Genomic DNA, 26067 nt, shown 5'->3' on the forward strand with positions numbered 1-26067 from the left:
TGGGGTGGGGAGCGTTCTCGGTCGGTGGTGTCGTCCCTGTGAACAAAGAGTGGCGCGGTGGAGTGAACTGCATGGACACGCCCGGAAACCGCTGTCGTGCCCGGCATGTTCGTCAAAGTTATGCACACTGTGGGGAAACGAAAAGATGCAGGTAGAAGGAATGACTTCGGTGTAATTCATTCTTTAGTCCACAGGTTATGCACAACTGGGAAGTGAATGTGAATGAAGTTATCCACACCTGTGTGTGCATCGGTGGAAAACTGTCCAACTCCATCGGATACCCGCGAGTAATAAATCCCAACCAGTGGGTTGACCTCGGGACGTTCGTCCTGTCCAATCGAGGGTTAGCGATAGTCGTGCGATGCTCAGGGGGCGCTTGACGGATGCGGAGATTTGGGTTTGTCGGGATTGTGTTGGTCGTGCTCGCGCTTGTTGTGGGCGGAGTGGCGTATGCCGAACCGGCGCCCGAAAATCCACCAGGAGATCTGACAGGTCAGACCGGGGCTCACATCAATCGCATCGAGCAATTGTCGCCCACTCGTAGCGCCGTGTTCGTCGATTCGCCGGCTATGCGGCGCGAGGTGCAAGTGCAGGTTCTGCATCCAGCGTCGAGCGCCGGTTCGCGTCCGTCCTTCTACCTACTCGACGGCGTCAGTGCCGGTTCGGAATCCGGATACTCCGAAAGCACCTGGACTCAAAAGACCGACATCGAAACATTTTTCGCCGACAAGAACGTCAACGTCGTTCTCCCTGTTGGCGGTACCGGCAGTTTCTACACCAACTGGAAGAACGACGATCCGAACCTCGGTGTGAACAAGTGGGAATCGTTTCTCGCTGAAGAGCTTCCGGCGTTGATCGATTCTGCGTTTTCCGGAAATGGGATGAATGTGGTCGGCGGGGTGTCCATGGGTGCGCTCGGCGCGGCCAACCTCATCACACATCACCCGAAGCTCTATACCGGATTAGCCTCGTACAGTGGCTGTCTCGACAACTCCGAGTCGTCTTCGCAGGATTCCGTGCGGCTCACCGTGGCCAGTAAGGCAGGCGACGCCACCAACATGTGGGGCCCGTCATCGGACCCCGACTGGCAAAAGCACGACCCGTCCACCAATGCTGAAACGCTGCGAGGAAAGACGATCTACGTTTCCTCGGGCACGGGCGCACCCGGAGAATACGACAACATTTTCACCCCGGGCGGCCTGCAGACGGCCATCGAAGGCGGGCCGCTCGAGGCACTGGCAAACACGTGCACGCAACTGTTCGAGGCGAGGTTAGGGGAGTTGTCGATTCCCGCAGTGTTCGCGTATCGAAACGTCGGCACCCATTCATGGCCGTACTGGCAAGACGCGCTTCACGATTCCTGGCCGACAGTGAAGACCGCCCTGGGAATGTGAACTGGGCTGTGAGCTGAGAACTACTCGGCCAGTGCCAGTTCGAGCAACTGGAGGGCGCCGTCACGGGTCTGCGCAGCCGCGATGAACCCAGCTTTGTGGCAGAAGACCGAACTGTCGACGCCCGTCTCGGCGGCAAGGTCCGAGCCGTTCAGGCCGCGCCACGGCTCCGGCAACAGCTTTCGTGAACCGAACTTGGAGTCAGCGGGCTTGACCGTCTGAATCGACCAGCCGCCGTTGGTGTTCGGGAAGATGGTGAACAGAAGTTCTGGCTGGGCCGACGCGGCGCGGCCGTGGGGAACGAAGCGTTCCAGCACGACGAAGCGCGGATCCGTTGCTTTCTCGTAGGTCTCGGTGAACTCGCGCTCGGCTGCAGCGTCGCCGGCGTACTTGGCGCGCAGGCGAATCAAGACCTGAGTTGCGAGAACCACGGCCAGCTCGAACTGGGTGTCGAACTCTTCGTCGGTGGACGAGATCGGATTGAACAGGTCCAGCACCGACGACAGATCAAAAGGCTTGGTGCCGTAGTCGTTGAGGGTGTAGATCTCCTGGCCGTTGTCGACGGCGTCGATGCCCTCGACCAGACGACTGTCGATTCGGCGGAAAACGGAGGCGTCGCCTTCGCAGAACTGCAGGCCGTATTCCTGCCAGAGCAGACCGAAAGCGGAGTACAGGATGCCGTTGCTGCGCTCGCCGGCATCGCGCTGGTGATGGTCGAAGCGACCCTCGGCCGGGTTGTAGCGACCGCCGACGTCGAGCACGATGTCCGCACTGTCGAGGACGGACTCGTCACGGCTGCGAACGACGGTGGCGTCGGGGTACAGCTGCTTGAGCAGCGATACGCCGAAGACGTCGTCTGCATGGAACTTGCCGTTATGGGTCGCGATGATCACCCGTCGAGACTAGGCAATCGAGCGGGGGGATGCCTATTCAGCCGACGGTGCGGATGCGATCGGTGGCAGGCGGCGAGACCGGGGACCCGGCTGCGAACAGGGCAGTCAAGGCGTCGAGGTCGTTGCCCGCGCCGGTCATCTGGGTGGAGTTCTTCAGTGCGGTGAAACCGTCCCCGCCCTCGGCGAGGAACTTGTTCACCACGACGCTGTAGACGCCGTCGGGGGCGATGTCCTGCCCGTTCAAGCGCATTTCCGAGATTCGCGAGCCCGGCGCTGCTCGCCGGTCCATGGCGTAGGTGAAGCCCGCGGACGGGGAGAGGATGCGCTCGGTAGCGGTGCCGTCGAGGTCGATCTGGAATTGCTGTTCGAGAGCGTCCTTCAACACCGCTCCTGTGACGGAGAGCACTTCGAGGCTGTTGCCGAACGGTTGAACACCGTAGGCCTGGCGGTAGGTGACCTGGCCGGAAGTGCCGAAGTCCAAGTCCTCGCGCATGCCGCCCGGGTTCGTCAACGCGAGTTGAGCCCCTCGTGTCGATCCGGCGGCGAGTTGAGCGTCGGCGACCAGGTTGCCGAGTGTCGATTCACCGCTGGGGACGCGGTCCCGTGTCAGATCGGCGGTGATGGTCCCCACCGGTCGCTGAGCGCTTTCCGACGCCTCCGACCAGGCCCTGTCGGCGAGAGCCTGAATATCGGGATCCGGCGAAATATCGTGTGTCACTATCTGATTGAAAGCGGACGTCTGATCGCGAACCACCTCGCGGGTGTTGCGGTCGATGGTGACGTCGGCGACGGACACGATCCGGCCGTGCGAAGCGCCCTGCATGACGACTCTGGGATTGCCTGCGGGATCAGGGAATTCGCAGTTGTACTGCTGGTGGCTGTCGGCGGTGAAGATGACGTCCACCTTCGGTGAGGCACGAAGGGCGATGTCGCGGGCCGGGCCGGACTCGACGTTGCAGTCGTTGGGCCCACCTTCGACGGCCGGTTCGTCCCCACGGTGCAGGAGAACGGTGATGGCTTTGACGCCGAAGAAGTCGAGGACATCGGCGGTGCGGTTGATCGCTTCGACCTCGTCGCCGAACTGCAGATCGGCGATCCCGCCCGGTGTCACGATCTGCGACGTGTTGGCGGGGGAAATCGCGATGACTCCGAGCGGAATGCCGTCGACCATGTTCACGGTGAAGGGCAGCGTGGCCGGAGTGCCGTTGGTGTACGTCATGTTCGCGGCCATCAGTGGGAAGTTGGCGCCGCCGAAGGACGGACTGAACGTGCACGCGTCGACGGCGGAGCAACCGCCGGACTGCATACGACGGAACTCGGCGAGCCCCTTGTCCAGTTCGTGGTTGCCGATCGCGGAAGCGTCGATCTTCATCCGATTCAGCAGTTCGACCGTCGGTTCGTCGTTGAACATCGCCGATTCCAATGCCGACGATCCCCAGTTGTCGCCGACCGAATACAGCAGCGAGTTGGTGGCTTGGCTGCGAAGTTGCGTCACGTATGCCGCGAGATACGCCGCGCCACCTGCGGGGGTGAGCGAGCCGTCGGCCTGCCTGATCTCGCTGCGAACACCTTCCGGCGGGCGGAGGCTGCCGTGCAGATCGTTGAAGGCCAGCAGACGTACCGACACCGTGTCCTGGGACTCGGCGGTGGCGACGGCACTCAGGGAGGTCGCGGTGGTGGCGAGAAGGGTCGTTGCGAGCACGGCACACGTTCGTGTCATGCGTCGCGTCATGCGTCGTGCTCCCTCACTCGGACCGGCCTCGAACCTCCCTGAGTGTGCCCGTCCGCCGAAACGAATTCCAGTCCTCGGCGTAACAGTTATGTATCGAGTGTCACGCGGTGACGCCGATGCCCGCAGCCTGCTTCGCGACGTCGGTGTTCGCGAAAGCGAGGAACGCGTCGTTCTCGTGTGGATCGCCGATGGTCATCCGGACGCCCTCGACGCCGTACTGACGGATCAGAATGCCCGCCTCGGTACTCGCCTCGGCGAAACCGGGGGAGAGCTCTCCGAGGGGGAGATAGACGAAGTTCGCCGACGACTCGGGGACGGTGTACCCGGCTTCGATCAGTGCACTGCGCACTCGCGTCCGCTCGGCGATGACGCCTTCGGTGCGGGCAAGCAGTTCGTCTGCTGCAGCCAGGGAAGCGATTGCGGCGGCCTGCGCGACAGCGCTCACGGTGAACGGGGTGTGCACCTTGCCGAGGGCCACGATGATCTCCGGATCCGCGACTGCGTAACCCACGCGGATTCCCGCGAGGCCGTACGCCTTCGAGAAGGTGCGCAGAACAACCACGTTGGGGCGGCTGCGGAACAGTTCGATGCCGTCGGCGTCCGAGCGTGAGTATTCGAAGTACGCCTCGTCGAGTGCGACGACGACGTGCGTCGGGACCGCGTCGAGGAAGCTCTCGAGCTCTGCCTTCGACAGCGCGTTACCGGTCGGGTTGTTGGGGTTGCACACGAAGATCAACCGCGTGCGATCCGTGATCGCGGCCAGCATCGCGTCGAGGTCGTGGCCGAAGTCCTCGGTCAGCGGAACCTTGACCGAGACGGCATGGCCGACCTGGGTGACCACGGGGTACGCCTCGAACGAACGCCATGCGTAGATGACCTCGTCACCCTGATCGCAGGTGATCTGCACGAGTTCTTGGCACAGCGTCACGGAGCCACAACCAGCGGCGACGTTGGCCGGTTCGACTTTCAGGAAGCTGGCCAGCGCCTCGATGAGTGCGACCGCGGCATTGTCCGGGTAGCGGTTGGCATTGGCGACCGCGTCGGCGACGGCGTCACGCACACCGGGCAACGGCCCTACGGTCGTTTCGTTGCTCGCCAGCTTGATCGCACCCGGAAAATTGCGTCCGGGAACGTAGGCGGGGATGGAGGCGAGGTCAGGGCGAATGTGTGCGGTCACGAGTCGATTATGCGCGCACCGATTTGGTGCGTAGCGGCCGTCTGCGTGTCAGAGTTAGAAGATGTCGGAAATCTTCCGGGCCACCGCGTATCTGCGCGGAGCCGAAGGGGAGGTCGCCACGGCTGTTCCGCTGACGGTGGTGGAGCCGGACGGCCCGACGCGGGGCGGGATCGTCGTCCTGCATGAAGCCCGCCAGTTCAGCCCGGCTCTGCTGAATCTGATGTGCGCACTCGCCGGCGAAGGGTGGGTGAGCGTCGCACCGCACCTGTTCCACCGCGAACCCGAACACATGCAGGGCGAGGTGTTCGGTGACAACCTCTTCGCCGATTTCGACGCGACCCTCGATTGGCTCGTCGGACGCGAAGTTCTCGCGGACACCGTCGGGGTGCTCGGATTCGACGACGCCGGGACCGCCGCGATGCTCGTGGCCACCAGCCGTCCCGTGGGTGCCGCGGTGAGCGTCGCCGCCCGGGGAATCGTCGAAGCCTTGTCGGTGGATGCTCAGGCGCTCGTCGATGCGGCCACTTCCCTGCAGGCGCCGTGGCTGGCGCTGTACGGCGAGGACGATCCCAGCACGCCGCGTGAGCACGTGACCCTGCTCCGGGAAGCGACCGCCAAGGCCGACGTCGCGACACTGGTGGTCAGCTACGCCGGACTGGCTCACCGGGCGGACGAGCCGCCACAGCTGTCCGAGGACGCCGACCTCGACGACCCTGGCTCGGCTTCGATCGTCGAAGCTCAGACCCGGATCTTCGACTGGTTCGACAGCCACCTGCGGTAAGTCGACAAAACAAGGCGCTGACCACACGTTTTGCCTTTGGTGGCGAAGGGTGTGTAATCTTTCGATCCGGCGGTCCGAAAGGATCGGAACCCCCAGGGAGGCGTGCCAGAGCGGCCGAATGGGACTCACTGCTAATGAGTTGTCCCTTTTACGAGGGACCGGAGGTTCAAATCCTCTCGCCTCCGCCAAGCCGGTGATTTTGACCGGCGGGTTAGAAATGATAGAAAGTACGACGGTAAGACACGCAAGACCAGCAAGACAACAGAACATGCGCCCGTAGCTCAACGGATAGAGCACTTGACTACGGATCAAGAGGTTAGGGGTTCGAATCCCTTCGGGCGCACAAGAAAGAAGGTCACAGACTCCGGTCTGTGACCTTCTTTTTGTTGTGGTGCATTCGCAATTTTTGAATGTGTGTGACGTCACCTCGGCGAATTTCGGTCGGTGACCCTCGCGATCGTAGGAACCAACAACCGATCCCCGCGACCTATGCTTTCTCCGGAGCAGCCGCGCAAACCGAGGAGAACCCGTTGGAGACCGTCGACAGTCGGACGCTCCCGGTCTACTCGGCCGGGGCGGTCGAGGTGCCCTTTGTCATCGCGGGCATGGACGAACTTGTCTCCCGCGAGACCCGGTGGGAGGCGCACTCGCACCCGACCCACGAATTGTTGTGGAACGAGCGAGGAGCGTCGAGCGCCACGGTGGGATCGCGCACGTGGACGATCACCCCGACCGTCGGTCTGTGGATGCCCGCCGGTGTCCTGCACTCGGCGATCGCGCCCGCCGGAACCTGGTATCGGGCCGCTCAGCTCGACATCGCATCGGTTCCGTCTCTGTCCGACGTGCCGGTGGCGATCGAGGTAACTCCGCTGCTGCGGAACCTCCTCGAGCGACTGGCAGACGATTCACTCGGAACCTCTTCGCGCTCGCTCACAGAGCAGATGGTGATCGACGTACTGGCGCCGTCACCCAACGAGTTGCTGGTTCTGGTGCCGGACTCGGCGCTTCTGCAACCCATCGTCGACGCGATCGGTGACGATCCGAGTGACATGCGAACGCTGTCCGACTGGGCAAGGCTCCTCGGCGTCAGCCCGCGAACCATCACCCGGGTATTTCGGTCGGAGACCGGGATGAGTTTCGGGCAGTGGGTGTCAGCGGTGCGCGCCCAACGGGCGGTGACGCTTCTTGCACACGGCTTGGATCTGCAAGAGGTTGCCGAGCGCGTGGGCTACCACTCGACCAGTGCGTTCGGTGCGGCATTCCGGCGCACCACCGGGGCCACACCAGGGATGTTCCGGGCTAGCTGATCGGCCATCACACCTTGTCTCGATCGCTACACAGGGTGTCCCAAACACGCGATTGCGCCACATTGCCCTCCCGTATACGGTTTAGGCAAACCTCACCTAAGTGCCTGATTGGGCCGGGTTGAGGGCCGTACCCCTTCTCGAGAGAGTTCTGTTTTCATGCGTTCAAAACGCTTCTTGGCGGTGGCCGCAGCAGCGGTCGCAGTCGCCCTCGGCATGACAGCTTGCAGTTCCGACTCCTCGGAGACCGCCGACGGCGGCAGCGCCGGAAGCGGCTCCAGCTCTTTTCCCGTCACGATCGAGCACGCTTTCGGAACTACGACGATCGACGCCAAGCCGGAGCGAGTTGCCACCGTTGCCTGGGCCAATCACGAAGTGCCCCTTGCTCTCGGCGTGGTTCCCGTCGGAATGGCAGCGGCGACGTTCGGCGACGACAACGGCAACGGAATGCTGCCGTGGGTCGAGGAAAAGCTCGACGACCTTGGCGCGAAGCCGCCGGTGCTCTTCGACGAGACCGACGGCATCGACTTCGAAGCCGTCTCCGATACGAACCCTGACGTCATTCTTGCCGCGTACTCCGGATTGACGCAGGAGGACTACGACACTCTCAGTGAGATCGCTCCGGTTGTGGCGTATCCCGAGGGGCCGTGGGCGACGTCGTGGCGTGACGTCATCAAGTTCAACAGCATGGGCCTCGGCATGGAATCCGAAGGGCAGGAACTGATCTCCACCATCGAGAAGGAGATCGCCGACGAGGTTGCCTCACATCCGCAGCTTGCCGGCAAAGCAACAATGTTCCTGACGCACGTCGACACTGCCGACCTGAGTCAGGTCAGCTTCTACACTGCGAACGACACACGTGCCGCGTTCTTCGAGGACCTCGGACTTTCGACGCCGAAGAGCGTTGCCGACGCCTCGACGGGTGGTGAGTTCTCGAAGAAGGTCAGTGCCGAGCGTGTGGACGTCTTCGACGACGTCGAACTGATCGTCACGTACGGTGACCAGGCACTTGTCGACGCACTCAAGGCTGACCCGCTGCTCTCGCAGATGCCTGCCGTCGCCAACAATTCGATCGTGTTCCTCAACGGAACCGGGCCGATGGGAACGGCGGCCAACCCGACTCCGCTCGCCATTTCGTGGGTACTCGGCGACTATGTCGATCTGCTCGCCGGGGCTGCTGGAAAGTCGGAGTGACTGTAACCTCGCAGGATTCGACGTCGGGCGCCAGCGATACGCGGCGCCCGACGTTCGGCAATTCGCTGTGGCTGATCGCCCTTCTCGTGGTCCTCGCGGTGCTCATGTGCGCCTCGATCGTCATCGGCTCTCGTGAGGTCGATTGGTCCGACATCGTTGCCGCACTTGGCGGTTCCACTGACAACATCGGTCAGGGTGCGATTGCCAAGCGCATTCCGCGGACGGTGCTCGCGATCGTCGTGGGTGCTGCGCTCGGTCTTGCCGGCGCGGTGATGCAGGGGATTACCCGAAACCCTTTGGCGGATCCCGGAATCCTGGGCGTCAACATGGGCGCTTCGCTCGCCGTGGTTATCGGAATGGCGTGGTTCGGATTGTGGACCCAGACCAGCATGATCTGGGTGGCAGTACTCGGTGCAGCCGGGGCGGCATTGTTCGTCTACGTAGTCGGGTCACTCGGGCGAGGTGGAGCCACGCCACTCAAGTTGGCTCTTGCCGGGGCCGCAACGTCGGCTGCGTTTGCTTCGTTCATCACTGCGATCATGCTGCCGCGAAACGATATTGCGGGCAACATTCGTTCGTGGCAGATCGGCGGCGTCGGTGGCGCGAGTTTCGAGGTGATCCGGCAGGGTCTGCCTTTCCTCATTGTCGGCTTCGTGATCTGTCTGCTGTCAGCGCGCAGTCTCAACTCTCTTGCGCTCGGTGACGAGGTTGCATCAGGTCTCGGCGAACGCGTCGCGGTGGTTCGTGCAGTGGCAGCGCTCGGTGCAGTGCTGCTCTGCGGTGCAGCCACTGCCATTGCCGGACCGATCGGCTTCGTCGGTTTGGTTGTCCCGCATCTGTGCCGGTTGCTGATCGGGATTGACAACCGTTGGCTACTACCGTTTTCTGCGCTGACAGGTGCCGGCCTTCTCGTCGCCGCCGACATTCTCGGACGAATTGTCGCCCGGCCGAGCGAAATCGACGTCGGCATCATCACCGCGCTCGTCGGAGCGCCCTTCTTCATTTACATAGTCCGCCGTCAGAAAATACGTGAGCTGTGACCACTACATTCGTTACTCCCGAAGTCGAGGTCGACGCAGTCGGAGCAAGCCGTATCCGACGAGGTAGACGCCGCCGCATCGTGATTGCCGTGCTGACGGTCCTCGTCGTCGCCTCCTTCGCGGTCACTCTGATGGTGGGAAAAACCTTCTACCCGCCGTCAGATGTGCTTCGCGTCGTGCTGGGGGAGAAAGTACCTGGTGCCTCGTTCACCGTCGGCCGCCTCCGGCTGCCTCGCGCTGTCCTCGCTGTGGTCGCCGGAATCTGTTTCGGCTTGGGTGGCATCACGTTCCAGACGATGCTGCGCAACCCGCTCGCGAGCCCCGACATCATCGGGATCAGCTCCGGCGCAAGCGCTGCAGCGGCTTTCGCGATCATCTCGCTTTCGCTCGGCGGCTCGCAGGTCTCGATCTTCGCCATCGCTGTCGGTCTGGGCGTCGCAGTCTTGATCTACGTTCTGTCCTTCCGAGACGGTGTAGCAGGCACTCGGCTGATCCTGATCGGTATCGGCATCGCCGCGATGCTCGACAGCGTCACCGCCTACCTGCTCAGTACCGCCGCCGCGTGGGATCTGCAGGAGACGATGCGTTGGCTCACCGGCAGCCTCAACGGTGCCAACTGGGGTTCGACGGTTCCCGTACTCCTGGCGCTGGTTGTCCTCGGACCTGTGCTGCTGAGCCAATCGCGCAACCTTTCGATCATCCAGCTCGGTGACGACGCAGCACAAGCGCTCGGCGTCAGAGTGGAACGAACGCGCATTCTGACGATCATTGCGGCCGTCGGACTCATCGCCTTTGCCACTGCCGCTGCGGGGCCCATCGCCTTCGTCGCATTTCTGTCAGGGCCCATCGCCGCCCGCATCGTCGGTCCGGGAACATCAATTTTGATTCCGTCGGCGCTGGTCGGAGCGCTGCTGGTGCTAGTTGCCGATTTCTGCGGACAGTACGCCTTCGGCACCCGCTACCCCGTTGGCGTGGTGACTGGCGCGCTGGGAGCGCCGTATCTCGTCTACCTCATCATTCGCTCCAACCGAACGGGAGGTTCGCTGTGACCGAATCCCATACTCTGACTGTCGAAAACCTCGAACTCGGTTACGGAGGACGGACCGTCGTCGAATCGCTCGACCTCGCGGTGCCGCCGGGAAAGATCACGACCATCGTGGGCGCCAACGCGTGCGGCAAATCGACGCTGCTGCGGTCGATGTCGCGGCTACTCAGTCCCCGAAGCGGTCATGTTCTGTTGGACGGCAAGGATGTTCATCGCCTACCCGCGAAGAAGCTCGCTCGCACGCTCGGTCTGCTGCCGCAGTCACCGATCGCACCGGAAGGGATAGTTGTCGCCGATCTCGTCGGCCGAGGCCGACATCCACATCAGCGGGTGCTGTCGAGGTGGAGTCGCGAGGATGACGCAGCCGTCGCTGAGGCGCTTGCGGCAACGGACACAACCGAATTGGCCGAACGATCGGTGGACGAACTTTCCGGTGGTCAGCGCCAACGTGTGTGGATTGCGATGGCGCTCGCCCAACAAACCGATCTGCTTCTTCTCGACGAGCCGACTACCTTCTTGGACGTGAGCCACCAGGTTGAGGTCTTGGACCTGCTCACCGACCTGAATCGGACTCGGGGTACAACGATTGTCATGGTTCTGCACGATCTCAATCTCGCCGCCCGCTACGCCGACTACCTCGTCGCCATGGCCGATCGCCGGGTCTACGCGGAGGGTGATCCTGCCGAGGTGCTCACGAGCGACAACGTCCGCACCGTTTTCGGTCTCGATAGCCGAATCATCCCCGACCCCATCTCGGGTAAGCCGTTGGTGTTGCCGCTCGGGCGCCACCACGTTCTCGACGACGTGTTGACGTGACGGCGTCGAACGCCCCGGGCGGGCGGATCGAATCCGTGGAACAACTCAATGCGATTCTCGGACAGCCCCATCCGACGATCATGGAGAAGCAGACCGCTTACACGACTCCGTTGATCCGTGAATTCATCGAGCAAGCACGGTTTTTTGTGCTTGCGACATCCGATGCGGCTGGAAATTGCGACTGCTCGCCGCGCGGAGACTTGGTCAGTCAGGTTCTGTTTCCTGACGAGAAGACGCTCGTGCTCCCGGATCGTCCGGGCAACCGGCGCGCTGACTCGTACCGGAACATGATCGAAAATCCTCACGTGGGGATCCTCTTTCTCGCGCCCGGGCACGACGAGATCGTGCGCGTCAACGGCACGGCGACGCTGTCCACCGATCCTGATCTGCTGGACTCGATGGCGATGAACGGCAAGCCGGCGCAGCTTGCTGTGATCGTGAAGATCGACGAGGCGTATCTGCATTGCGCGAGAGCGATTCTGCGGGCGAAGCTGTGGGATCCGTCGACGTGGCCCGCATCCGATGACGTACCGAGTCTGCGCGACATGATGGCCGAGCAGCACAGCCTGCTGGTCGAGGATCTGGAGCCGGCTCGGCAGGAGGCGTACCGCAAGTACCTGTACTGACTTCAGCCCATTGGCCTTTCGCAGAAGAACGGTCCCCGCCAGTTGATCGGCAACTGGTGGAGACCGTCGTTCCTACTGTTCCAGGTCTTACTGAAGCGAAATTGTGGCGCCACCGGAGAACATCGAGTCGTGGACCTCGATCTCCTTGGGGGTGGCACTGGTCGGGATGTCGAAGACAATGGTGGTCTTCCGCGTGATGCCGGGGTTTATGTCGCCGCCGATCGCGGTTTCGGCGTCGATATTGATCGCTGCCATCGTGTTGTTGGTGAACTCGCGACCTTCGGTGTCGATCAAGGTCTGATTGGATCCGAAGTAAGCCTGGGGCTTGTCGGAAGTGTTCGTGATCTCGACGTGGACGAGTACGAACTGTCCCTCAGCTTGCTCTTGCAAGTAGGGATTGTCGCCGATCGTCGTGAGGCCGGTCTCGATACCCGTCACGACGAAACCGAACTTTCCGTCCCGCACTTCCTCGCCGATTCCGGGATTCGAAGACTTCGTTTCCTTGGGAGCTTCGGCCGGAGCAACTGCGGCCACCGAGGCATCGCTTGCTGCGGCTTGCGCGGTTGTGGGGGCAGCGGCGGATTCGTCCTTGTCTTTGTCACCGCCGCTGGTCGCAATTGCGACCACCACGAAGAATGCCACGATGCCTCCGACGACCCATGGCCACTTCTTCTTTTTCACCGGTGCGGGCGGCGGTTGCTGGAATCCACCGGCCGGCTGAGCGTACTGGCCCGGGAACGGCGCGCCAGACTGATCTGGATGAGGCTGTCCATAAGGTTGCTGAGCCGGCGGTTGCTGTCCGTAGGACTGCTGCGGTGGCTGCCCGTACGGCTGCTGAGGCTGCTGGCCATATGGCTGGTTAGGGTCCTGCGGGGGTTGTGTCATGGCCGTTCCTTCACGTGGGATTGCTCACGCATTACTCGGTGAGCATTCGATACTTCTACCAGACTGACCGGTCGCAATGTGTGCAGAGTGGTCGGTTTTGTCCGACAATGATCCGTGCCTTCAATTGCCTCATCGCTGTTCTGGATTGCGCTGATCGCGGCCATCGCGCCGATAGTCGCGGGCTTGATCCCGCGTCGACTGGTTCCCGAAGTGGTGTTGCTACTGGTCGCGGGCGCAGTGGTCGGGCCGTTCGCCCTCAACATCGCCGCTGACAGCGAAGCGATCGGAATCCTCCGCGAACTCGGCCTCGGCATGCTGTTCCTGCTCGCCGGCTACGAGATCGACCGACAGGAACTCAGTGGGCGCGGCGGACGTCGAGCGCTCTACACGTGGCTGTTCTGCCTCGCGTTGGCGTTCACGGTGGTCGCGCTGCTCGGCATGAGGAACGTGATCTCCGCGGAAGCCGCTGTTGCCATCGCAATGACGTCGACCGCACTGGGCACGCTGTTGCCGATCCTCAAGGACAACAAACTCCTCGACACACGCTTGGGCAAGACGGTCCTCAATCACGGGGCCGTCGGCGAACTCGGGCCGGTCGTCGCGATGGCGGTGCTGCTGAGTGCCCGTGGTGCCGTCCTGTCGCTGATCGTTCTTGCCGTCTTCGCCTTGATCGCCATCGTCGTGGCGGTGCTGCCCGGCAAGCTGATTCACGAAGGCTCGTGGACACATCGGCTGGTGCGGGCAGGAGCGGACACCACGGCGCAGACGACGGTCCGCCTCACCGTTCTGTTGTTGGTCAGCCTCGGAGTGCTGTCGGCCGTGTTCTCGCTCGACGTCATTCTCGGCGCGTTTGCCGCCGGCTTCATCCTGCGGCGACTGATGCCAGAGGGCGACGAGCGCCTCGAGATCAAGCTCGACGGGATCGCCTTTGGGTTCCTCATCCCGATCTTCTTCATCACTTCAGGCATGGCAATCGACGTCTCGGCGGTCGCCGCCAGTCCCGGCATACTGATTGCGTTTCTGATCCTGATCGTTGTCGTCCGCGGCGTGCCGGTGTTCTTCGTGACCAAGTTCGAGAAGGTCGAGCCGCCCTTCACCACGCGCGAAAGTGCGCAAGTCGCGTTGTACGGGGCTACCGGTCTGCCCATGATCGTGGCGGTCACTGGCGCTGCCGTCGACGCGCATCAGATGTCCTCGGACAACGCGTCGATTCTTGTCGCGGCCGGGGCGATCACCGTTCTACTGCTGCCGATGCTCGCCACTCTCTTGACGAAAAAGGAGAAAGTGTCCTGATTCAGAGATCCAACTGCTCGTCGAGCCAGTCGAACATCCGCTGATCCGTCAGACGCCTCGCCATGGGCTGGCAGTGGAAGTTCGCGCCCTCGGCAGCGGTGAAGGGAACCACCGTCGTCGGTCCGCCGGATAGGGCGGCAAGCCGCTTGGATTGACCGGGCCAGAACTGCTCGCCTTCCGGATCGGTGATGAGCAGGGGAGTGGAGATCGAGCCGGCGACGTGTTCGAGGTGGTACTTCCGAACCTCGGCGAGAGTGTTGTAGTAGCCGTCGGCGAGGTACGGACGCGCTCGGAAGCGCCAGATCCGGGCGCTGTCCTTCGAGAATTTCATCCCCAGCCCTATCGCCATGTCGCGGTCGAAGGCCTCCGACTTCCCCTCGTCGAGCAGCTTCTGCATGTTCTTGGGGATATGGGCGAGCCACGACGCGGCCACGTCCACGACCCCCGGATCGGCGATCGCTGCCGCGATCCGATGCTCGAACGCCAACGACTGCGGTACCCAGTAACCGCCCTGACTGATCCCGTAGATCGCCAGCTTCGACGCATCGACGTCCGGCCGGTCCACGAGATAGTCGACGACGGGCGTGATGACGGATTCCCAGTCGTGACGGAACGGGATGTTGCGCTCGAAGAGCATCGACTGCTGACCGGGTCCGTCGAACATCAACACGTTGTAGCCCCGTTCGAGGGCCCCGGCGCCGCCGCTGCCCCACAGTCCGCTGATCGGGCCGTCGCTACCGTTCACCATGATCAACGTCGGCCGTCGCACGTCGCCGGGCGGCCGGAAGAAGTACCCGGGCAAGTAGGTGTCCTCGTAAGGGATCCGGACGCGTTCGACGGGCTGGGCGGTGGTGTCGACGAAGCGGTCCCACGCTTGTCGGTGACGTTTGAAAGTGGGGACCAGAACCGAATCGTCGCTGAGACCGTCTACGGCGTTGATCGCCACACCGAAGTACGACGCCGCCCGCAGGTACGCGTTGGACGCGCTTCGTGAATGCCCGGCCTCGGCCGCCTCATCGGCGTGCCCGAATACTCGTGTGCCGAGGTCGAACCAGGCCTCGTACCAGCCCTCGAGGTCTTTCTCGCCGACATGAGCGATGGCCGAGAGCACTTCGCCGGTATCTGCCGCGCCGTAGGTGGCTTGCCCGAGAACGACTCGTAGCTCGAAGTCGAAGGACTCGTTGCGGTAGAAACCGGCAGTGAACGCCTGGTGTGGATGGGCGAAGAACGACGACGCGAGAGACATGGGCACACCTTCGCTAGTTCGGGGCAGCCATTTTCAGTTGTAGTTCCAGGATCGCCCGAATCGGTTGCCGGAAAACCTGTCAGCGTGGCGACGCCGGGAGCCCGGTGGATGGCGGCCTCGACATCGCAAATGCCAGGGTGCACAACCACAACGACATCCCCAGCACCTGTGCGCGTTGAGCGATACCCAGTCCGAGATTACCGCCGCCGGAGACTTCGATGCTGTTGGTCGTCAACATCCACACCGTCGCAAGGGAAGTCAGGATCAAAATGGTCAGACCCGTCGTCCGCAAAGAAGGGTGTTCGCGATACCTGAACGCTCCCACGGTGAATGCGATCATCGCGGTGAAGATCGCGAACACCGCCACGCTGCTCGTCAATGCGTGAACGTGGTGAAGCTGCGGAAGTAGGCCGTCGGGTGCGCTCGACGGGCAGCCCTCACCCGAGCATTCGAGAGGGAACGACGCGTCGGCGATTGTGGCGATGCCGAACACTGCAAGTGCAATCCAGCCCGTGACGTAGAGCCTGCGCCTGGGCGTGATCAGCAGACCCAGCGCTCCGGAGATCAACATCAAGATCGCGGACAGGACGTCGGCATTGCCGAAGACGTCACGGTATTTCTGGTTCTCGGCATCGAGTTCGCTGAGGAACGATGTCACCGGGTCGAGGCCGGTGTCGAGGAAGAATTCGAGAATCCACGACGAGTAGACAATTCCGCCCAGAGCCAGCGCAGCCACCAAACCCCACCGCGCAACGTTGCGTTCCTTCACGAAATCGAGCTTACGGACCGAGCAGGGCTTTCTGGACGCGTTCGGCTGCTACCAGCGGATCTTCGTGCTCCCAGATGCGGATGACGGTCCAACCCTGCTCTGCCAGACGTGCATCGGTGTCGCGGTCTCGAACCACGTTGGCGGCCAACTTGTCCGTCCACCACTGCGCGTTGTTCTTGGGAAACGTCGCATGCTGCGGGCAGCTGTGCCAGAAGCATCCGTCCACGAACACCGCGACTTTGCGGCGCGGAAACACCAGATCAGCGCGTCGGCGAACACCTTTGACAGGCGCCCGGTCCACGAAGTACCGGAGTCCGCGCCGATGAAGCTCGCGTCGAAGTGCAATTTCAGGTTTGGTGTCGCGCCGACGCTGAGCGCTCATCCGAGCGCTGGTGGCAGGATCCGTCGCAGGCACCGTGGTTCCCTCAGCCGTCGGAATCGTCGCTGTCTTCGGGATCGGACCAGGTGGGCGCAAACCTGTTGCGACGCTCCACTTCACCGTGCACGACGGTCACGAAGTCGGTGAACGAGAGCGTCTGAGCTTCGGTGGGCCGGCCGTTGCGCGGCGGCGGCTCGTCGACGTCGAAGAACCGAACCGCGCCATCGGGTTCGTAGAGTCCGATGTAGACCTTCTCGAAGAGGTCGTAGCGGGTGTCCTCGGCGCCGAGATCCACCCAGGCCTTTCCTGGAACGCCGACCACTGCGCGCTTGCCCCGGCCCGAGCGCTTCGAGAGCGTCGTGACGTGGTGTGCAAAAGAGGATTTGCCGGTGTCGCTGGTCTTGGTCGGGTCGCCGTCGTCGCATGTGGCGTACGGCTCGAACATGACGGCGACCAACACGCTGTACGGCTGACGCTGATGCAGAACCATTGCCTCGCCACGCAATTCGTGGTCGTTGCGGACGATGTTCTTGGTCCACCGTCCAAGTTTTCCGCTGCGGGGACTGTAGTCCTGGAAGTTGTACGTCTTGATGGAGACGCAGAGGATCAGGCCGAGAGTGGGGTCGAGTGCCTTGACGTCCAAGCGCTTTCGGCCCTTGGCGACATCAACGGTTGCCTCCTGGCCTTCGCCGGACGCTGTCGGGGTGATGTTGGGATACAGCGGACGCAGAGCGTCGGCCACCGTCTGTGCCAGTTGATTGGAGAGTCGCTGGGCGTAGTTCTTCTTCTCGCCGCGATCGGCGTCGGCCGGAGGCTTGTCGCCCGCGAGTTGCAGTGCACTCCACAGTGGTTCGTGTTCCGGCTCGGAAAACAGCGGTTCGGGGAATAGCGTTTCAGGTTCGGGGAACAGTGATTCCGTCATGCCGCGGCCTCGGGGTATCCGCCCATCCGCTCGAGATGGCTTTCGACGTCCTCGATGAAACCGGGGATGAACCGAAGATTGCCCATGCGTGCGCGCTTGAGGAAGCCGGCCGTGGCCCGCGCCGACAGCAACCGCGTGTCCTCGAGGAAGCCACTCAGATCCTCGTAGTCGTACTGGACCGGCCAGGTCGAGGTGTGGACGCGGAAGGCTTGGCGGTTACGGCCCCACGCCGCACTCGGCCACGCGTCGCCCGGTTCGAGTGGCGTTTCGCCGGCGGCGTCGTATTCGATGGGATCGTTCAGCCGGCCACCGACCCACGACGCCATCCGCACGCTCACGGCATTGCCGACGAGCTTCCATCGGTGGCTGTGGCGTAGGCCGGGAACCTCGACGGACGGAAGCGTCCAGTCGGGATCGAAACCCTGCAGGCGTTCGGCGTCGACGAGGCCGGGAGTGACGATCTCACCGGACGGCAACCGGACCGCCGGCTGGCTGGGGATGCCGACGGACGAGCCGCCCTTGAGCGTCGGCACCGCATTGACGGCCCATCCGAGTCCGCGGGTGCCTTCGGTCCAGTAGAAGCCGCAGGGGTAGTCCGCGGGATCACCTCCCAGGCGCTCGCCGGCGTCCTGGCCGAACAGGATTTCGCGAGGATCGTCCGTGCGCGAGGCAAGCATGATGACGCGCTGGCGGCGCTGGGGGAGTCCGAAGGCGCGGGCGTCGACCACCCGGTATGCCCAGGTGTATCCGAGGTCCTCGAGAGCGTCGGTGATGTGCCGCATGGCAGCGCCCTTGCCGAGTTGCAGCATGAACGGAACGTTCTCGATCAACAGCCAGCGCGGGCCTTTCTTGCGCTTGACCAGCCGGAACACCTCGTCCACCAGGCCTGAGCGTGCGCCGGTGATGCCTGCTGTTTTGCCAGCTTGAGAGAGGTCCTGGCAGGGGAAACCGGCGGCCACCAATTCGATGTCACTGGGCAGCGCGCGCAGTTTGGTGACGTCGCCGTGCAACGGCACGTCGGCGAAACGCGAACGGAGAACTGCCTGGGCGCCCGGATCGATTTCACACAGCAGTTCGGTGTTCCACCCATGTTCCGAGAGCCCCAACTCGAGCCCGCCGATACCGGCAAACAAACCCACCATGCTCCGCGACGACGTCACAGCACCCTTCCTCACGAACCGACCTAGAAGCACGGTACTCGAGAACTCCGACACCGTTTGCCAACTATTCGGTCTGCGGGGTGCTCCTGGCTGAAGAAGCGTTGTGAAACGGCTTACATCGAGATCTTCGGGGCCGATCGAAGTCCCTAAAAGGTCCCTGATCGAAGCAATAACCCGAACCAGCGGTGCTCCGCGCCCGTTCGTCCATTACCGTGGTCGGGTGAGCATCCAACCTTCCGGTGACGCGTCCTGGCCCGCGGTATTGACCTGGCAGGCCCACAACGCTCCTCGTATGGAGTCTGTTCGTGTGCAGCTGAACGGAAATCGCATCAAGGCTTCCGGCCGGATCATCGGTGGAGCCTGCAGTGAGCACCCTGCATTCAGCGCGTCATACGACCTGGTCACCGACGAGGCCGGCATCACCCGCCGGCTGTCGGTGCGGACCGCCCTGGCCGCCGGTGAGCGTCAGATGTCGATCAGCCGGGACGAAGAAGGCACCTGGATGGTCGAGAACGGCGCCAGTCACCAGCGCTCTGCGTTCGATGGCGCACTTGATGTCGACGTGATCCTCAGCCCGTTCTTCAACACGCTGCCCATCCGCCGCGTCGGCTTGCAGAACGACATCGAAGACGCCGAGGTCCCGGTCGTCTACGTCAACCTTCTCGACCTGCGCGTCGAGGGTGCGACCATCACCTACAGCAGCGGCACCGACGGAATCAGTGTGCTGTCCCCGGTGTCCAGCTCGACGCTGGCCGTCGATACCGAAGGCTTCGTCCTCGACTACCCGGGTCTGGCAACTCGAATCTAGGTTTCGTACCTCTAGGTTTCGGATCGCCGGATGACGCCGCCGCGTCGACCGGCGTCCCGCATCCGCTCGATCCAGTCGGGTTCTCCGACCTGAACGTCTTCGATGTCCCAACGCTCGTGCGACTCGTAAGCGCCGCGCGCAGCGAACCCTGCGTCCACCAATCGTGCCGTGGAGCCGTTGTCGAGCAGATCGGTGCGTGCACCCTGCAAAAGGTCGAGCGCTTCGTCCAGCGCGACCAGCAGGGCGTCACGGTTGCCCTCGCACATCGCCCGCACCAGGCCAGGAGCGCTCCCGGCTACGCGGGTGCCGTCGCGAAATGACCCGGCGGCCAGCCCAAGGGCCAGTTCGCCGCCGGCAGCTCCGGTGATCGCGAGTGTTTCCGCCAGTAGGTGGGGCAGGTGAGAGATACGCGCGACTGCTCGATCGTGCTCGAGAGATTCGGCCGGCACGACCACCGAGCCGCAGTCGAGTGCCAGGTCGGCGACCTGCGACCACACGTCTGCGTCGACGCCGTTGTCGGTGGCAACGACCCACACCGCGTCGACGAACAGATCGGCATCCCCGACCGCCCAACCCGAAGCTGACGTCCCCGTCATCGGATGACCGCCCACGAACTTGGCGCTCAAGCCCGCTCGTTCGACCGCGGCCTTCACTTCGCCCTTGACGCTGACGACGTCCGTGATCGGATTGTTCGGCGCATGCGCGGCGATTGCCTCCAAGGTGGCGTCGACGGCAGGCATCGGCACGGCGATCACAATGATCGCACCGCTCTCGTTCGCTCTCTGCAGCACTGAAACCAGATCGGTGTCGGCGTCGAAACCGTCGGCTCGGGCCGCGTCGGCGGACTCGCTGGAACGGTTGTAACCCCACGCCTGACGGCCGGATCGGACGGCGGCGCGAAGTAGCGAACCGCCGATCAATCCGAGGCCGAGAACGCAGACTGGTGGGGCGGAATCGATCGCAGACACGAGTTCAGGTTGGCACATCGATGCTCGGACTTCACTCACTGGCACCAGGCGGGCTACCGTTGCGCCATGGGTGCACAGCGCGCGGGTAACAAGAGCGCCTCTTCGAACCAGTCGGAGGAGCTTGAAGGCTTCGGTGTCGCGGTGGTCCGTGAAGAGGGGCGTTGGACGGTCAAGGCACTGACGCCCGACGCGTTGACCTCGCTCTCGGCCGCCGAAACGCAGCTGCGTGAGCTGCGAAGTTCGGGTGCCGTCTTCGGTCTTCTCGACGTCGACGACGAGTTCTTCATCGTGTTGCGTCCGGCGCCGTCCGGCACGCAGTTGCTGATTTCCGACGCGACCGCCGCCATCGACTACGACATCGCAGCCGACGTCCTCGACGCCTTGCACATCGAGATCCCCGACATCGACCCGGACGACCTCGACGACGTCGAACCCTGGGAAGAGGGCGACCTGTCCGTCCTGGCCGATCTGGGCCTGCCGGAACCCGTGCTCGCCGTCATCGCGGCCGAGACCGATCTTTATCCGGACGAGCAGTTGGGGATGATCGCGCAGCGACTCGGGTTCGCATCCGAGTTCGGCGCAGCGCTCGACAAGCTCCCGCGCTAGATGACTCTCGCTGACGATCAGCGCATGATCCGTGCGGCCATCGTGGCCGCACGTTCCGCCTCCGACGCAGACGTCCCGGTCGGGGCAGTGGTGTTCGACGCAGACGGCGTCGAAGTTGCTCGGGCCTCCAATGCAAGGGAAGCGTCGTCCGATCCGACCGCGCACGCCGAAATCCTCGCGTTGCGTGCTGCCGCAAAAACCTACGGCGACGGCTGGCGCCTTGAAGGTGCGACGCTGGCCGTCACCCTCGAGCCATGCACGATGTGTGCGGGCGCTCTGGTCCTCGCCCGGGTTTCTCGGGTCGTTTTCGGGGCGTGGGAGCCGAAAACCGGAGCCGTCGGATCATTATGGGACGTAGTTCGAGATAAAAGATTGACCTATCGGCCGCAGGTGCGCGGCGGGGTCCTCGAGGACGAATGCGCTGGGCTTTTGGAAGATTTCTTCCGCGAGCAGCGGGCCTGAAATCGGTATTCCCCATCGAGAGTGATCGCACACTCGGGTAGCCGGAACCGGTAATCACGGGCATGGTGGAGATCAGATGCCGTCAGGGTATCGGCGAATCGCCGGAAGGTGATTCGTTCGCGTTCACAGAGGAGTACTCATGGGAATCGCAGACAAGGCTCAGAACAAGGCCGAAGACCTCGGGGGCAAGGCCAAGGAAGCTGCTGGCAGCGCTACCGGTGACCGGGACCTCGAAAACGAAGGTAAAGGCGACCAGGTGAAATCGGCCGTCAAGGACGCCGGCGAGAAGGTCAAGGACGCCGCATCCAGCATCAAGGACAAGCTCACGTAATACCGCTCCACCTGGCGATTTCGGCCACGGGCACTCCATCCGGTAAAGTCACCAGCGGTGGCGTGTCCGAGCGGCCTAAGGAGCACGCCTCGAAAGCGTGTGACGGGTAACCCCCGTCCGAGGGTTCAAATCCCTCCGCCACCGCCAAGGAACACCCTCTGAACTGCCAGTTCAGAGGGTGTTTTTGCGTCTACTGGGATGTGTTCGCTGCCGCTTGTGGCCACTTTTTGGCCACACTTGCCGGTGAGTAAGCCTTATCCATCGTGACCGCAACGTCGTCGAGGTCGGTGTCGAACAGGTCCGCATACGTGTCCAGGGTGACCTTCGCCGAGGTGTGCCCGAGCATCCGTGCCAGCGCCAGGACGTTCACGCCCGAGCTGATCGCCAGGCTTGCCGTGGTGTGCCGCAGATCGTGGGGCGTGATCGTCTGGACACCAGCGCGCTTGACGGCGCCGACGAACCAACCGCCGTCCGACTTGGGCCGTGGAAGGAACCGGCCGTCGGGGCCGGGGAACACGAGATCGTTCGGCGACTTGCCGACGCACTGGCGAGACAGCTCGTCGAGGATGAACTGAGGGACGGGTACCGATCGGGTCCGGCGACTCTTGGTCAGTCCTTCGGCGTGATCGACGCCGAGCTGCACGGCGTTGTCATGGACGGTGATGCGACGACGCAGGAATTCCACGTCTTTCACCCTCAGCGCGACCAGCTCACCCCAGCGGAGGCCAGTGTAGGTCAGAGTGAGCACCAAGACCCGATGTTGTCCTGACTCGTGAGCCAGGCGCGCAACGTCGTCGGCCGAGAGATAGACGTGACGCTTAGCCGTCTTGTTGGGCAGGTTCTCGACGCCGCGCGCCGGATTCTTTGCGATCCGTCGAGACTTCACCCCGTCGTCGAGGATGCCCGCCAGCACGCCGTACGCCCGAATGATGACCGTCGCGCCGCTGCCCTTCTTTAGGATCTTCTTCTTGTCCTTCGGGTCTTTGATCGTGCGACCCATCTCGGCTATCCACTGCTCGACGCCGGCCGGTTCGATATCGACGAGCCGGACGTGACCCCACCGTGGTTTCACATGGTTTCGCCATGCGGCCTCGAGGGTGCGGTAGTTCGACGGAGCTACATCAGTTTCCTTGCGCGCCAACCAATCCGGTGCCAGTTCGGAAACGGGAATCCGGCCAAGGGCCGGTGCAACGTATTCGCCAGTGAGCTTTTGCACCTCGACCGTGTTCGAGAAGGCTTCGGCGTCACGCTTGGTCTTGAACCCTCGCTTTTGGGTCTGCTTGTGATCCGGCGTGCGATAGCGGACGCGATATCGCTTGCCGCCCTTCGTGTCATAGCCCTCAATCGTCGCCACGTTGCGCACCCTTTTCGATCGCCTGCAGTGAATTCATGAACTCCGTAAATGCCCGCCAAACCGCGCTCGAATCAGAATCTTTGGACACCCGCGATAGCCAGCGGCCGATTGGCGCGAGCCCCTTCTCTCGCGGATCCTCCCACCATTCGTTCAGCGGATCGCCGGGTGGAGGGTCAAGCAAGAGGTATGCCCACACGTGAGATGCGCTGGTAGTGCCGAATGGTGCTGGACCGTCGACTCTTTCATCTGCGCTGTGCGCCTCTGGCATCAGAAGCAGTGCGGGGGTGACGTCAAGCGCAATTGCTAGAGCGAACAGGTCGTCGACGTCGACACGTCTTGCGCCGTTCTCTATCTGGCTGATAGCAGAGGCCGAGAGTGCCCATTGATTGGACTCAAGTTCCGCGGCGAGGTCACGCATTGTGAATCCCTGCCTCTTTCGGTAGCGCGTCACGTTCGCCGCCACCGTGCGACCAGTTGGACCGATTTCCACTTTTCGAGTAGCCATGATCGAAACAGTATTCCCGATCTTGCTTGATTCCAAAGTGCATGCAATGATGAGACGTGATCGAAACAGAAATCATCATCATCGAAACGGAGGGCATTGTGTCCGAACAGTCACCACTCGCTACAGCCGAGGAAGCGGCGATTTTCCTGCGAAGCACCACCCAGCGTCTCGCACAGGATCGATACCTTGGCGCAGGCCCTCGCTTCGTCAAGCACGGCCGGCGCGTCCTCTATCGCTGGGACGACCTGCACGCGTACGTGGACGCCAACACGTTTCAGCGCACCGATGACCGTCCGGTGTCCGCCTGATGACCACCAACTCGCCTCACGAAAACGCCCTCGACGCCGGCCAGGGCATCGAGGGCAATGAAAACCACCCAGCTACCAAGCGAGGAGCAGATTTCATGAACGACGATATCTCAGTCGAGGTCACGCAGAAAGCGATCGACACGGCCGCCGACGTGGCTATGGTGGCGAGCTGCAATGGTCGGATCGAATCGGCTACCGAGATAACCACGGCCCTGGTTCGTGAACTGCTCGAGCTGGTGAAGCATCAGCGTGGGCCGCTTTACGAGGCAGATGACGATCAGTGTGAATGCATCGCGTTCCGTATGTCTCACTCGGACGACAAGGAATGGCAGCGTACGGAGTTCTGGTCCAACATGCTCAAGCTGGAATCCGAAAACGGTAGCCCGGAGGGGTTCGAATGGCAGCGCGATGACGGACTGTGGGTTCACGACGAACCGCTGAACGAATACCCCAGGGTCACAGCTGAATCGGGTAGCGGCGTCGTGCAGATTCACCGATTCGACCGCTTACTCTCGGATGGCACAGAGACTCCGATGATCGGCGTCGAGGCCCCGCACGGTGAGTTAACCTACGACGAGGTTCACACGCTGATCGATCAACTCAAAGACGCCGCGCGATCCATGGTTGCAGCCGAGGACGTGAAGTGACGTGGACACTGCTGCAAAGCAACTCGCGCGGAGGCGTGAGGCCTCCAGGCGGGTTCCGCCTCTCGATTGTGGTTGCCCTGATCCGTGGCCCTGCAAATGCTCGGTTCCGCCGCTGAGTGACCGGGTGGCCGACAGTTGGCGCGATGCCGCCGCTCACATCCTGTTCACCGGTAAGTGCCCGATCGTCCCGTTCGAGGTGCTTCGTGCGCTGTATCGCAGGGGCGGGGAAGACCGCGGCATTGCGGTGGAGATCTTTCATCGAAGTGGAGGGGTAATTGCGTGAGCATTCCGTACGGCCAGGACTACCCCGAACCGGAGTGGCCTGACGGCCCACCTGACGACAATGTTCCGGCCGAGCTCAAACCTGCGCCGTCGATCGGGCAGCGTCATCCGGTGCTCGACTGGGGGCGTGTCTTTGAAGGTGCTCCTGAGGACGTGCAGTGGTTGGTCCCCGACGTCATTGCCCGGGGGCGGGCGTATTCGATCGTGGCGACGGCGAAGGCCGGCAAGTCGCTACTCATGCTCGACATCGCGGCCTCTCTCTCGACGGGCCGGCCGGTGCTCGGTAACCGCAAACGCAAGCCTGAGCGCGTGCTGTATGTCGATCTGGAGAACTCGCAGGACGACATTGCAGACCGCTTGCGTGATATGGACTATCGGCCCCAGCAGCTCGACAACCTCCGGTATCTGTCGTTCCCGACACTGCCGACTCTCGACTCCGAAGCCGGAGGCCGCGAGTTGGCGGAGTTGGCAGAGCTGCACGACGCATCACTGGTCATCATCGACACGCTGTCCAGAGTTGTGCGTGGGGATGAGAACTCGGCAGACACGTACCGGAATCTGTACCGCTATGCGCTGGCTCCGCTCAAAGCTCAACGTCGCGCAGTGGTGCGACTTGACCACACAGGCAAAGACGGCGCAGCCGGCGCGCGTGGATCGTCGGCGAAGAACGATGACGTCGATGCTGTCTGGCTGCTGTCACAGCAGGTTGAAAAGGGTGGTCTTGCTCGTGTCGGATTGAAGCTCGAGCGTCAGCGCGGCAACGCTCATCCCGAGCGCGTGAAGATCTTGCGTGAGGTCGATCCGATCCTGCGCCACGTCGCGATCGAGGATGAACCGCCTCTCGGCGACCAACTCCGAATTCAGGAAACGATGGCCGAAATGGCTCGGCTCAAACTCGATCCCGAGACGGGCGGGAAGCGGGCACGCACCGCCCTTCGGGCAGCCGGCTTCAAGGTGCGCAACGACATCGTTGTCGCCGCAGTCAAGGCTCGCAAGAAGGCTGCCGAAGGGGTCGACGATCGTCCGATACCCGAGTTGGCGGCCTTCTGATGAAAATAGCAGGTCACGCCATTGTTGGTTTCAATGTGCCTGGTCAGAGGGTGTCCCCGATTTGGCGGGGACACCCTGAAATCGGGAACACCC

At 62.8% G+C, this 26067-nt stretch carries 28 protein-coding genes and 3 tRNA genes; 19 read left to right on the top strand and 12 right to left on the bottom strand.

Translation table 11 applies throughout. From position 1 onward, the window contains the following. The first annotated feature begins 383 nt into the window (after positions 1 to 383). On the top strand, positions 384 to 1394 hold the full coding sequence (locus tag GJB56_RS23785; protein WP_195849560.1) for an alpha/beta hydrolase: 1011 nt from the start codon (positions 384 to 386) through the stop codon (positions 1392 to 1394). Positions 1395 to 1414: 20 nt separating this feature from the next. Here GJB56_RS23785 and GJB56_RS23790 read toward each other — a convergent pair whose 3' ends face one another. The 3 genes from GJB56_RS23790 to hisC all read right to left on the bottom strand — a co-directional run bounded on the left by GJB56_RS23790 (position 1415) and on the right by hisC (position 5193). Further along, positions 1415 to 2284 carry an MYG1 family protein gene (locus GJB56_RS23790; protein ID WP_019746470.1) on the bottom strand — a complete coding sequence of 290 codons (870 nt, stop codon included), beginning with the start codon at positions 2282 to 2284 and terminating at the stop codon, positions 1415 to 1417. 37 nt (positions 2285 to 2321) lie between these two features. Then, positions 2322 to 4016 carry a bifunctional metallophosphatase/5'-nucleotidase gene (locus GJB56_RS23795; RefSeq protein WP_029254255.1) on the bottom strand — a complete coding sequence of 565 codons (1695 nt, stop codon included), beginning with the start codon at positions 4014 to 4016 and terminating at the stop codon, positions 2322 to 2324. 100 nt (positions 4017 to 4116) lie between these two features. After that, positions 4117 to 5193: a histidinol-phosphate transaminase gene (gene hisC, locus GJB56_RS23800; RefSeq protein ID WP_029254256.1), complete on the bottom strand. Its 1077-nt coding sequence runs from the start codon at positions 5191 to 5193 to the stop codon at positions 4117 to 4119. Between the two features lie 61 nt (positions 5194 to 5254). Between hisC and GJB56_RS23805 the strand changes: the two genes are divergently transcribed. The 9 genes from GJB56_RS23805 to GJB56_RS23845 all read left to right on the top strand — a co-directional run bounded on the left by GJB56_RS23805 (position 5255) and on the right by GJB56_RS23845 (position 11999). Further along, positions 5255 to 5974, top strand: coding sequence for a dienelactone hydrolase family protein (locus GJB56_RS23805; protein ID WP_113683463.1), 720 nt, complete (start codon positions 5255 to 5257; stop codon positions 5972 to 5974). Between the two features lie 96 nt (positions 5975 to 6070). After that, positions 6071 to 6162 (top strand) — tRNA-Ser (locus GJB56_RS23810). Between the two features lie 82 nt (positions 6163 to 6244). Then, positions 6245 to 6317 (top strand) — tRNA-Arg (locus GJB56_RS23815). Positions 6318 to 6504: 187 nt separating this feature from the next. Continuing rightward, on the top strand, positions 6505 to 7281 hold the full coding sequence (locus GJB56_RS23820; protein WP_029537413.1) for a helix-turn-helix domain-containing protein: 777 nt from the start codon (positions 6505 to 6507) through the stop codon (positions 7279 to 7281). Positions 7282 to 7437: 156 nt separating this feature from the next. After that, positions 7438 to 8472: an iron-siderophore ABC transporter substrate-binding protein gene (locus tag GJB56_RS23825; protein ID WP_020968170.1), complete on the top strand. Its 1035-nt coding sequence runs from the start codon at positions 7438 to 7440 to the stop codon at positions 8470 to 8472. Then, a complete protein-coding gene (locus GJB56_RS23830) occupies positions 8469 to 9512 on the top strand; it encodes a FecCD family ABC transporter permease (RefSeq protein WP_020968171.1) in 1044 nt (347 codons plus the stop codon). The genes GJB56_RS23825 and GJB56_RS23830 overlap by 4 nt, the downstream gene beginning before the upstream one ends. Then, a complete protein-coding gene (locus tag GJB56_RS23835) occupies positions 9509 to 10561 on the top strand; it encodes a FecCD family ABC transporter permease (protein ID WP_113683464.1) in 1053 nt (350 codons plus the stop codon). Before GJB56_RS23830 ends, GJB56_RS23835 begins: the two co-directional genes overlap by 4 nt. After that, a complete protein-coding gene (locus GJB56_RS23840) occupies positions 10558 to 11373 on the top strand; it encodes an ABC transporter ATP-binding protein (RefSeq protein WP_113683465.1) in 816 nt (271 codons plus the stop codon). The genes GJB56_RS23835 and GJB56_RS23840 overlap by 4 nt, the downstream gene beginning before the upstream one ends. Beyond that, complete coding sequence (locus GJB56_RS23845) at positions 11370 to 11999, top strand: pyridoxamine 5'-phosphate oxidase family protein (protein WP_003943810.1); 630 nt, start codon at positions 11370 to 11372, stop codon at positions 11997 to 11999. Before GJB56_RS23840 ends, GJB56_RS23845 begins: the two co-directional genes overlap by 4 nt. Before the next feature lie 87 nt (positions 12000 to 12086). Here the strand turns inward: GJB56_RS23845 and GJB56_RS23850 are convergent, their stop codons facing one another. Continuing rightward, entirely contained in the window at positions 12087 to 12884 is a 798-nt protein-coding gene (locus GJB56_RS23850; RefSeq protein ID WP_113683466.1) for a DUF4352 domain-containing protein, read from the bottom strand. Positions 12885 to 12998: 114 nt separating this feature from the next. Between GJB56_RS23850 and GJB56_RS23855 the strand changes: the two genes are divergently transcribed. Next, entirely contained in the window at positions 12999 to 14177 is a 1179-nt protein-coding gene (locus tag GJB56_RS23855; protein ID WP_019746478.1) for a cation:proton antiporter, read from the top strand. A 1-nt stretch (position 14178) separates the two neighbouring features. On the opposite strand, the gene GJB56_RS23860 is transcribed toward GJB56_RS23855, so the two are convergent. The 5 genes from GJB56_RS23860 to GJB56_RS23880 form a co-directional block, all read right to left on the bottom strand. Continuing rightward, on the bottom strand, positions 14179 to 15423 hold the full coding sequence (locus tag GJB56_RS23860; RefSeq protein ID WP_113683467.1) for an alpha/beta hydrolase family protein: 1245 nt from the start codon (positions 15421 to 15423) through the stop codon (positions 14179 to 14181). Positions 15424 to 15502: 79 nt separating this feature from the next. Then, positions 15503 to 16192 (bottom strand): DUF998 domain-containing protein, encoded by a 690-nt coding sequence (locus tag GJB56_RS23865; RefSeq protein WP_007731663.1) that lies wholly within the window; start codon positions 16190 to 16192, stop codon positions 15503 to 15505. A 10-nt stretch (positions 16193 to 16202) separates the two neighbouring features. Next, positions 16203 to 16607 (bottom strand): very short patch repair endonuclease, encoded by a 405-nt coding sequence (locus GJB56_RS23870; RefSeq protein ID WP_019746481.1) that lies wholly within the window; start codon positions 16605 to 16607, stop codon positions 16203 to 16205. Between the two features lie 10 nt (positions 16608 to 16617). Next, complete coding sequence (locus GJB56_RS23875) at positions 16618 to 17493, bottom strand: hypothetical protein (RefSeq protein WP_019746482.1); 876 nt, start codon at positions 17491 to 17493, stop codon at positions 16618 to 16620. Continuing rightward, positions 17490 to 18635: a DNA cytosine methyltransferase gene (locus tag GJB56_RS23880; RefSeq protein ID WP_174531793.1), complete on the bottom strand. Its 1146-nt coding sequence runs from the start codon at positions 18633 to 18635 to the stop codon at positions 17490 to 17492. The genes GJB56_RS23875 and GJB56_RS23880 overlap by 4 nt, the downstream gene beginning before the upstream one ends. Positions 18636 to 18873: 238 nt before the next feature. Between GJB56_RS23880 and GJB56_RS23885 the strand changes: the two genes are divergently transcribed. Further along, a complete protein-coding gene (locus tag GJB56_RS23885; protein ID WP_019746484.1) occupies positions 18874 to 19461 on the top strand; it encodes a putative glycolipid-binding domain-containing protein in 588 nt (195 codons plus the stop codon). A gap of 11 nt (positions 19462 to 19472) precedes the next feature. On the opposite strand, the gene GJB56_RS23890 is transcribed toward GJB56_RS23885, so the two are convergent. Further along, positions 19473 to 20447, bottom strand: a complete 975-nt coding sequence (locus GJB56_RS23890; protein ID WP_113683468.1) for a prephenate dehydrogenase — start codon at positions 20445 to 20447, stop codon at positions 19473 to 19475. Between the two features lie 48 nt (positions 20448 to 20495). Here GJB56_RS23890 and GJB56_RS23895 point away from each other — a divergent pair, with 48 nt between their 5' ends. The 4 genes from GJB56_RS23895 (at position 20496) to GJB56_RS23910 (ending at position 21975) form a co-directional block, all read left to right on the top strand. Then, the gene (locus tag GJB56_RS23895; protein WP_003943823.1) at positions 20496 to 21035 is read left to right on the top strand and encodes a tRNA adenosine deaminase-associated protein; all 540 of its coding nucleotides are present in this window, start codon (positions 20496 to 20498) and stop codon (positions 21033 to 21035) included. Further along, a complete protein-coding gene (locus tag GJB56_RS23900; protein ID WP_003943976.1) occupies positions 21036 to 21497 on the top strand; it encodes a nucleoside deaminase in 462 nt (153 codons plus the stop codon). It abuts the gene before it with no gap. A gap of 139 nt (positions 21498 to 21636) precedes the next feature. Then, on the top strand, positions 21637 to 21828 hold the full coding sequence (locus tag GJB56_RS23905; protein WP_003943869.1) for a CsbD family protein: 192 nt from the start codon (positions 21637 to 21639) through the stop codon (positions 21826 to 21828). A 56-nt stretch (positions 21829 to 21884) separates the two neighbouring features. Beyond that, positions 21885 to 21975: transfer RNA gene (locus tag GJB56_RS23910), tRNA-Ser, on the top strand. A 43-nt stretch (positions 21976 to 22018) separates the two neighbouring features. Here GJB56_RS23910 and GJB56_RS23915 read toward each other — a convergent pair. Further along, positions 22019 to 23182, bottom strand: a complete 1164-nt coding sequence (locus tag GJB56_RS23915) for a site-specific integrase (protein ID WP_113683469.1) — start codon at positions 23180 to 23182, stop codon at positions 22019 to 22021. Next, positions 23169 to 23687, bottom strand: a complete 519-nt coding sequence (locus tag GJB56_RS23920) for a helix-turn-helix domain-containing protein (RefSeq protein ID WP_113683470.1) — start codon at positions 23685 to 23687, stop codon at positions 23169 to 23171. The genes GJB56_RS23915 and GJB56_RS23920 overlap by 14 nt, the downstream gene beginning before the upstream one ends. 56 nt (positions 23688 to 23743) lie before the next feature. Here GJB56_RS23920 and GJB56_RS23925 point away from each other — a divergent pair, with 56 nt between their 5' ends. The 3 genes from GJB56_RS23925 to GJB56_RS23935 all read left to right on the top strand — a co-directional run bounded on the left by GJB56_RS23925 (position 23744) and on the right by GJB56_RS23935 (position 25974). Continuing rightward, positions 23744 to 23995, top strand: a complete 252-nt coding sequence (locus GJB56_RS23925) for a DNA-binding protein (RefSeq protein WP_442792697.1) — start codon at positions 23744 to 23746, stop codon at positions 23993 to 23995. A 95-nt stretch (positions 23996 to 24090) separates the two neighbouring features. Then, a complete protein-coding gene (locus tag GJB56_RS23930; RefSeq protein WP_154606701.1) occupies positions 24091 to 24642 on the top strand; it encodes a hypothetical protein in 552 nt (183 codons plus the stop codon). A 279-nt stretch (positions 24643 to 24921) separates the two neighbouring features. After that, positions 24922 to 25974 (top strand): AAA family ATPase, encoded by a 1053-nt coding sequence (locus tag GJB56_RS23935; protein ID WP_162793428.1) that lies wholly within the window; start codon positions 24922 to 24924, stop codon positions 25972 to 25974. Positions 25975 to 26067: the final 93 nt, after the last annotated feature.

The sequence above is a fragment of the Rhodococcus sp. AQ5-07 genome (assembly GCF_009707305.1).
Classification (GTDB): domain Bacteria; phylum Actinomycetota; class Actinomycetes; order Mycobacteriales; family Mycobacteriaceae; genus Rhodococcus_F; species Rhodococcus_F erythropolis.

What these genes read in the sequence shown, in the direction of transcription:
- GJB56_RS23920 (WP_113683470.1), bottom strand. Translation starts at nt 23,687, where the DNA reads ATGGCTACTCGAAAAGTGGAAATCGGTCCAACTGGTCGCACGGTGGCG.
- GJB56_RS23850 (WP_113683466.1), bottom strand. Translation starts at nt 12,884, where the DNA reads ATGACACAACCCCCGCAGGACCCTAACCAGCCATATGGCCAGCAGCCT.
- GJB56_RS23900 (WP_003943976.1), top strand. Translation starts at nt 21,036, where the DNA reads ATGACTCTCGCTGACGATCAGCGCATGATCCGTGCGGCCATCGTGGCC.
- GJB56_RS23875 (WP_019746482.1), bottom strand. Translation starts at nt 17,493, where the DNA reads ATGACGGAATCACTGTTCCCCGAACCTGAAACGCTATTCCCCGAACCG.
- GJB56_RS23930 (WP_154606701.1), top strand. Translation starts at nt 24,091, where the DNA reads ATGAACGACGATATCTCAGTCGAGGTCACGCAGAAAGCGATCGACACG.
- GJB56_RS23785 (WP_195849560.1), top strand. Translation starts at nt 384, where the DNA reads ATGCGGAGATTTGGGTTTGTCGGGATTGTGTTGGTCGTGCTCGCGCTT.
- GJB56_RS23825 (WP_020968170.1), top strand. Translation starts at nt 7,438, where the DNA reads ATGCGTTCAAAACGCTTCTTGGCGGTGGCCGCAGCAGCGGTCGCAGTC.
- GJB56_RS23860 (WP_113683467.1), bottom strand. Translation starts at nt 15,423, where the DNA reads ATGTCTCTCGCGTCGTCGTTCTTCGCCCATCCACACCAGGCGTTCACT.
- GJB56_RS23890 (WP_113683468.1), bottom strand. Translation starts at nt 20,447, where the DNA reads ATGTGCCAACCTGAACTCGTGTCTGCGATCGATTCCGCCCCACCAGTC.
- GJB56_RS23895 (WP_003943823.1), top strand. Translation starts at nt 20,496, where the DNA reads ATGGGTGCACAGCGCGCGGGTAACAAGAGCGCCTCTTCGAACCAGTCG.
- GJB56_RS23805 (WP_113683463.1), top strand. Translation starts at nt 5,255, where the DNA reads ATGTCGGAAATCTTCCGGGCCACCGCGTATCTGCGCGGAGCCGAAGGG.
- GJB56_RS23905 (WP_003943869.1), top strand. Translation starts at nt 21,637, where the DNA reads ATGGGAATCGCAGACAAGGCTCAGAACAAGGCCGAAGACCTCGGGGGC.
- GJB56_RS23880 (WP_174531793.1), bottom strand. Translation starts at nt 18,635, where the DNA reads ATGGTGGGTTTGTTTGCCGGTATCGGCGGGCTCGAGTTGGGGCTCTCG.
- GJB56_RS23795 (WP_029254255.1), bottom strand. Translation starts at nt 4,016, where the DNA reads ATGACGCGACGCATGACACGAACGTGTGCCGTGCTCGCAACGACCCTT.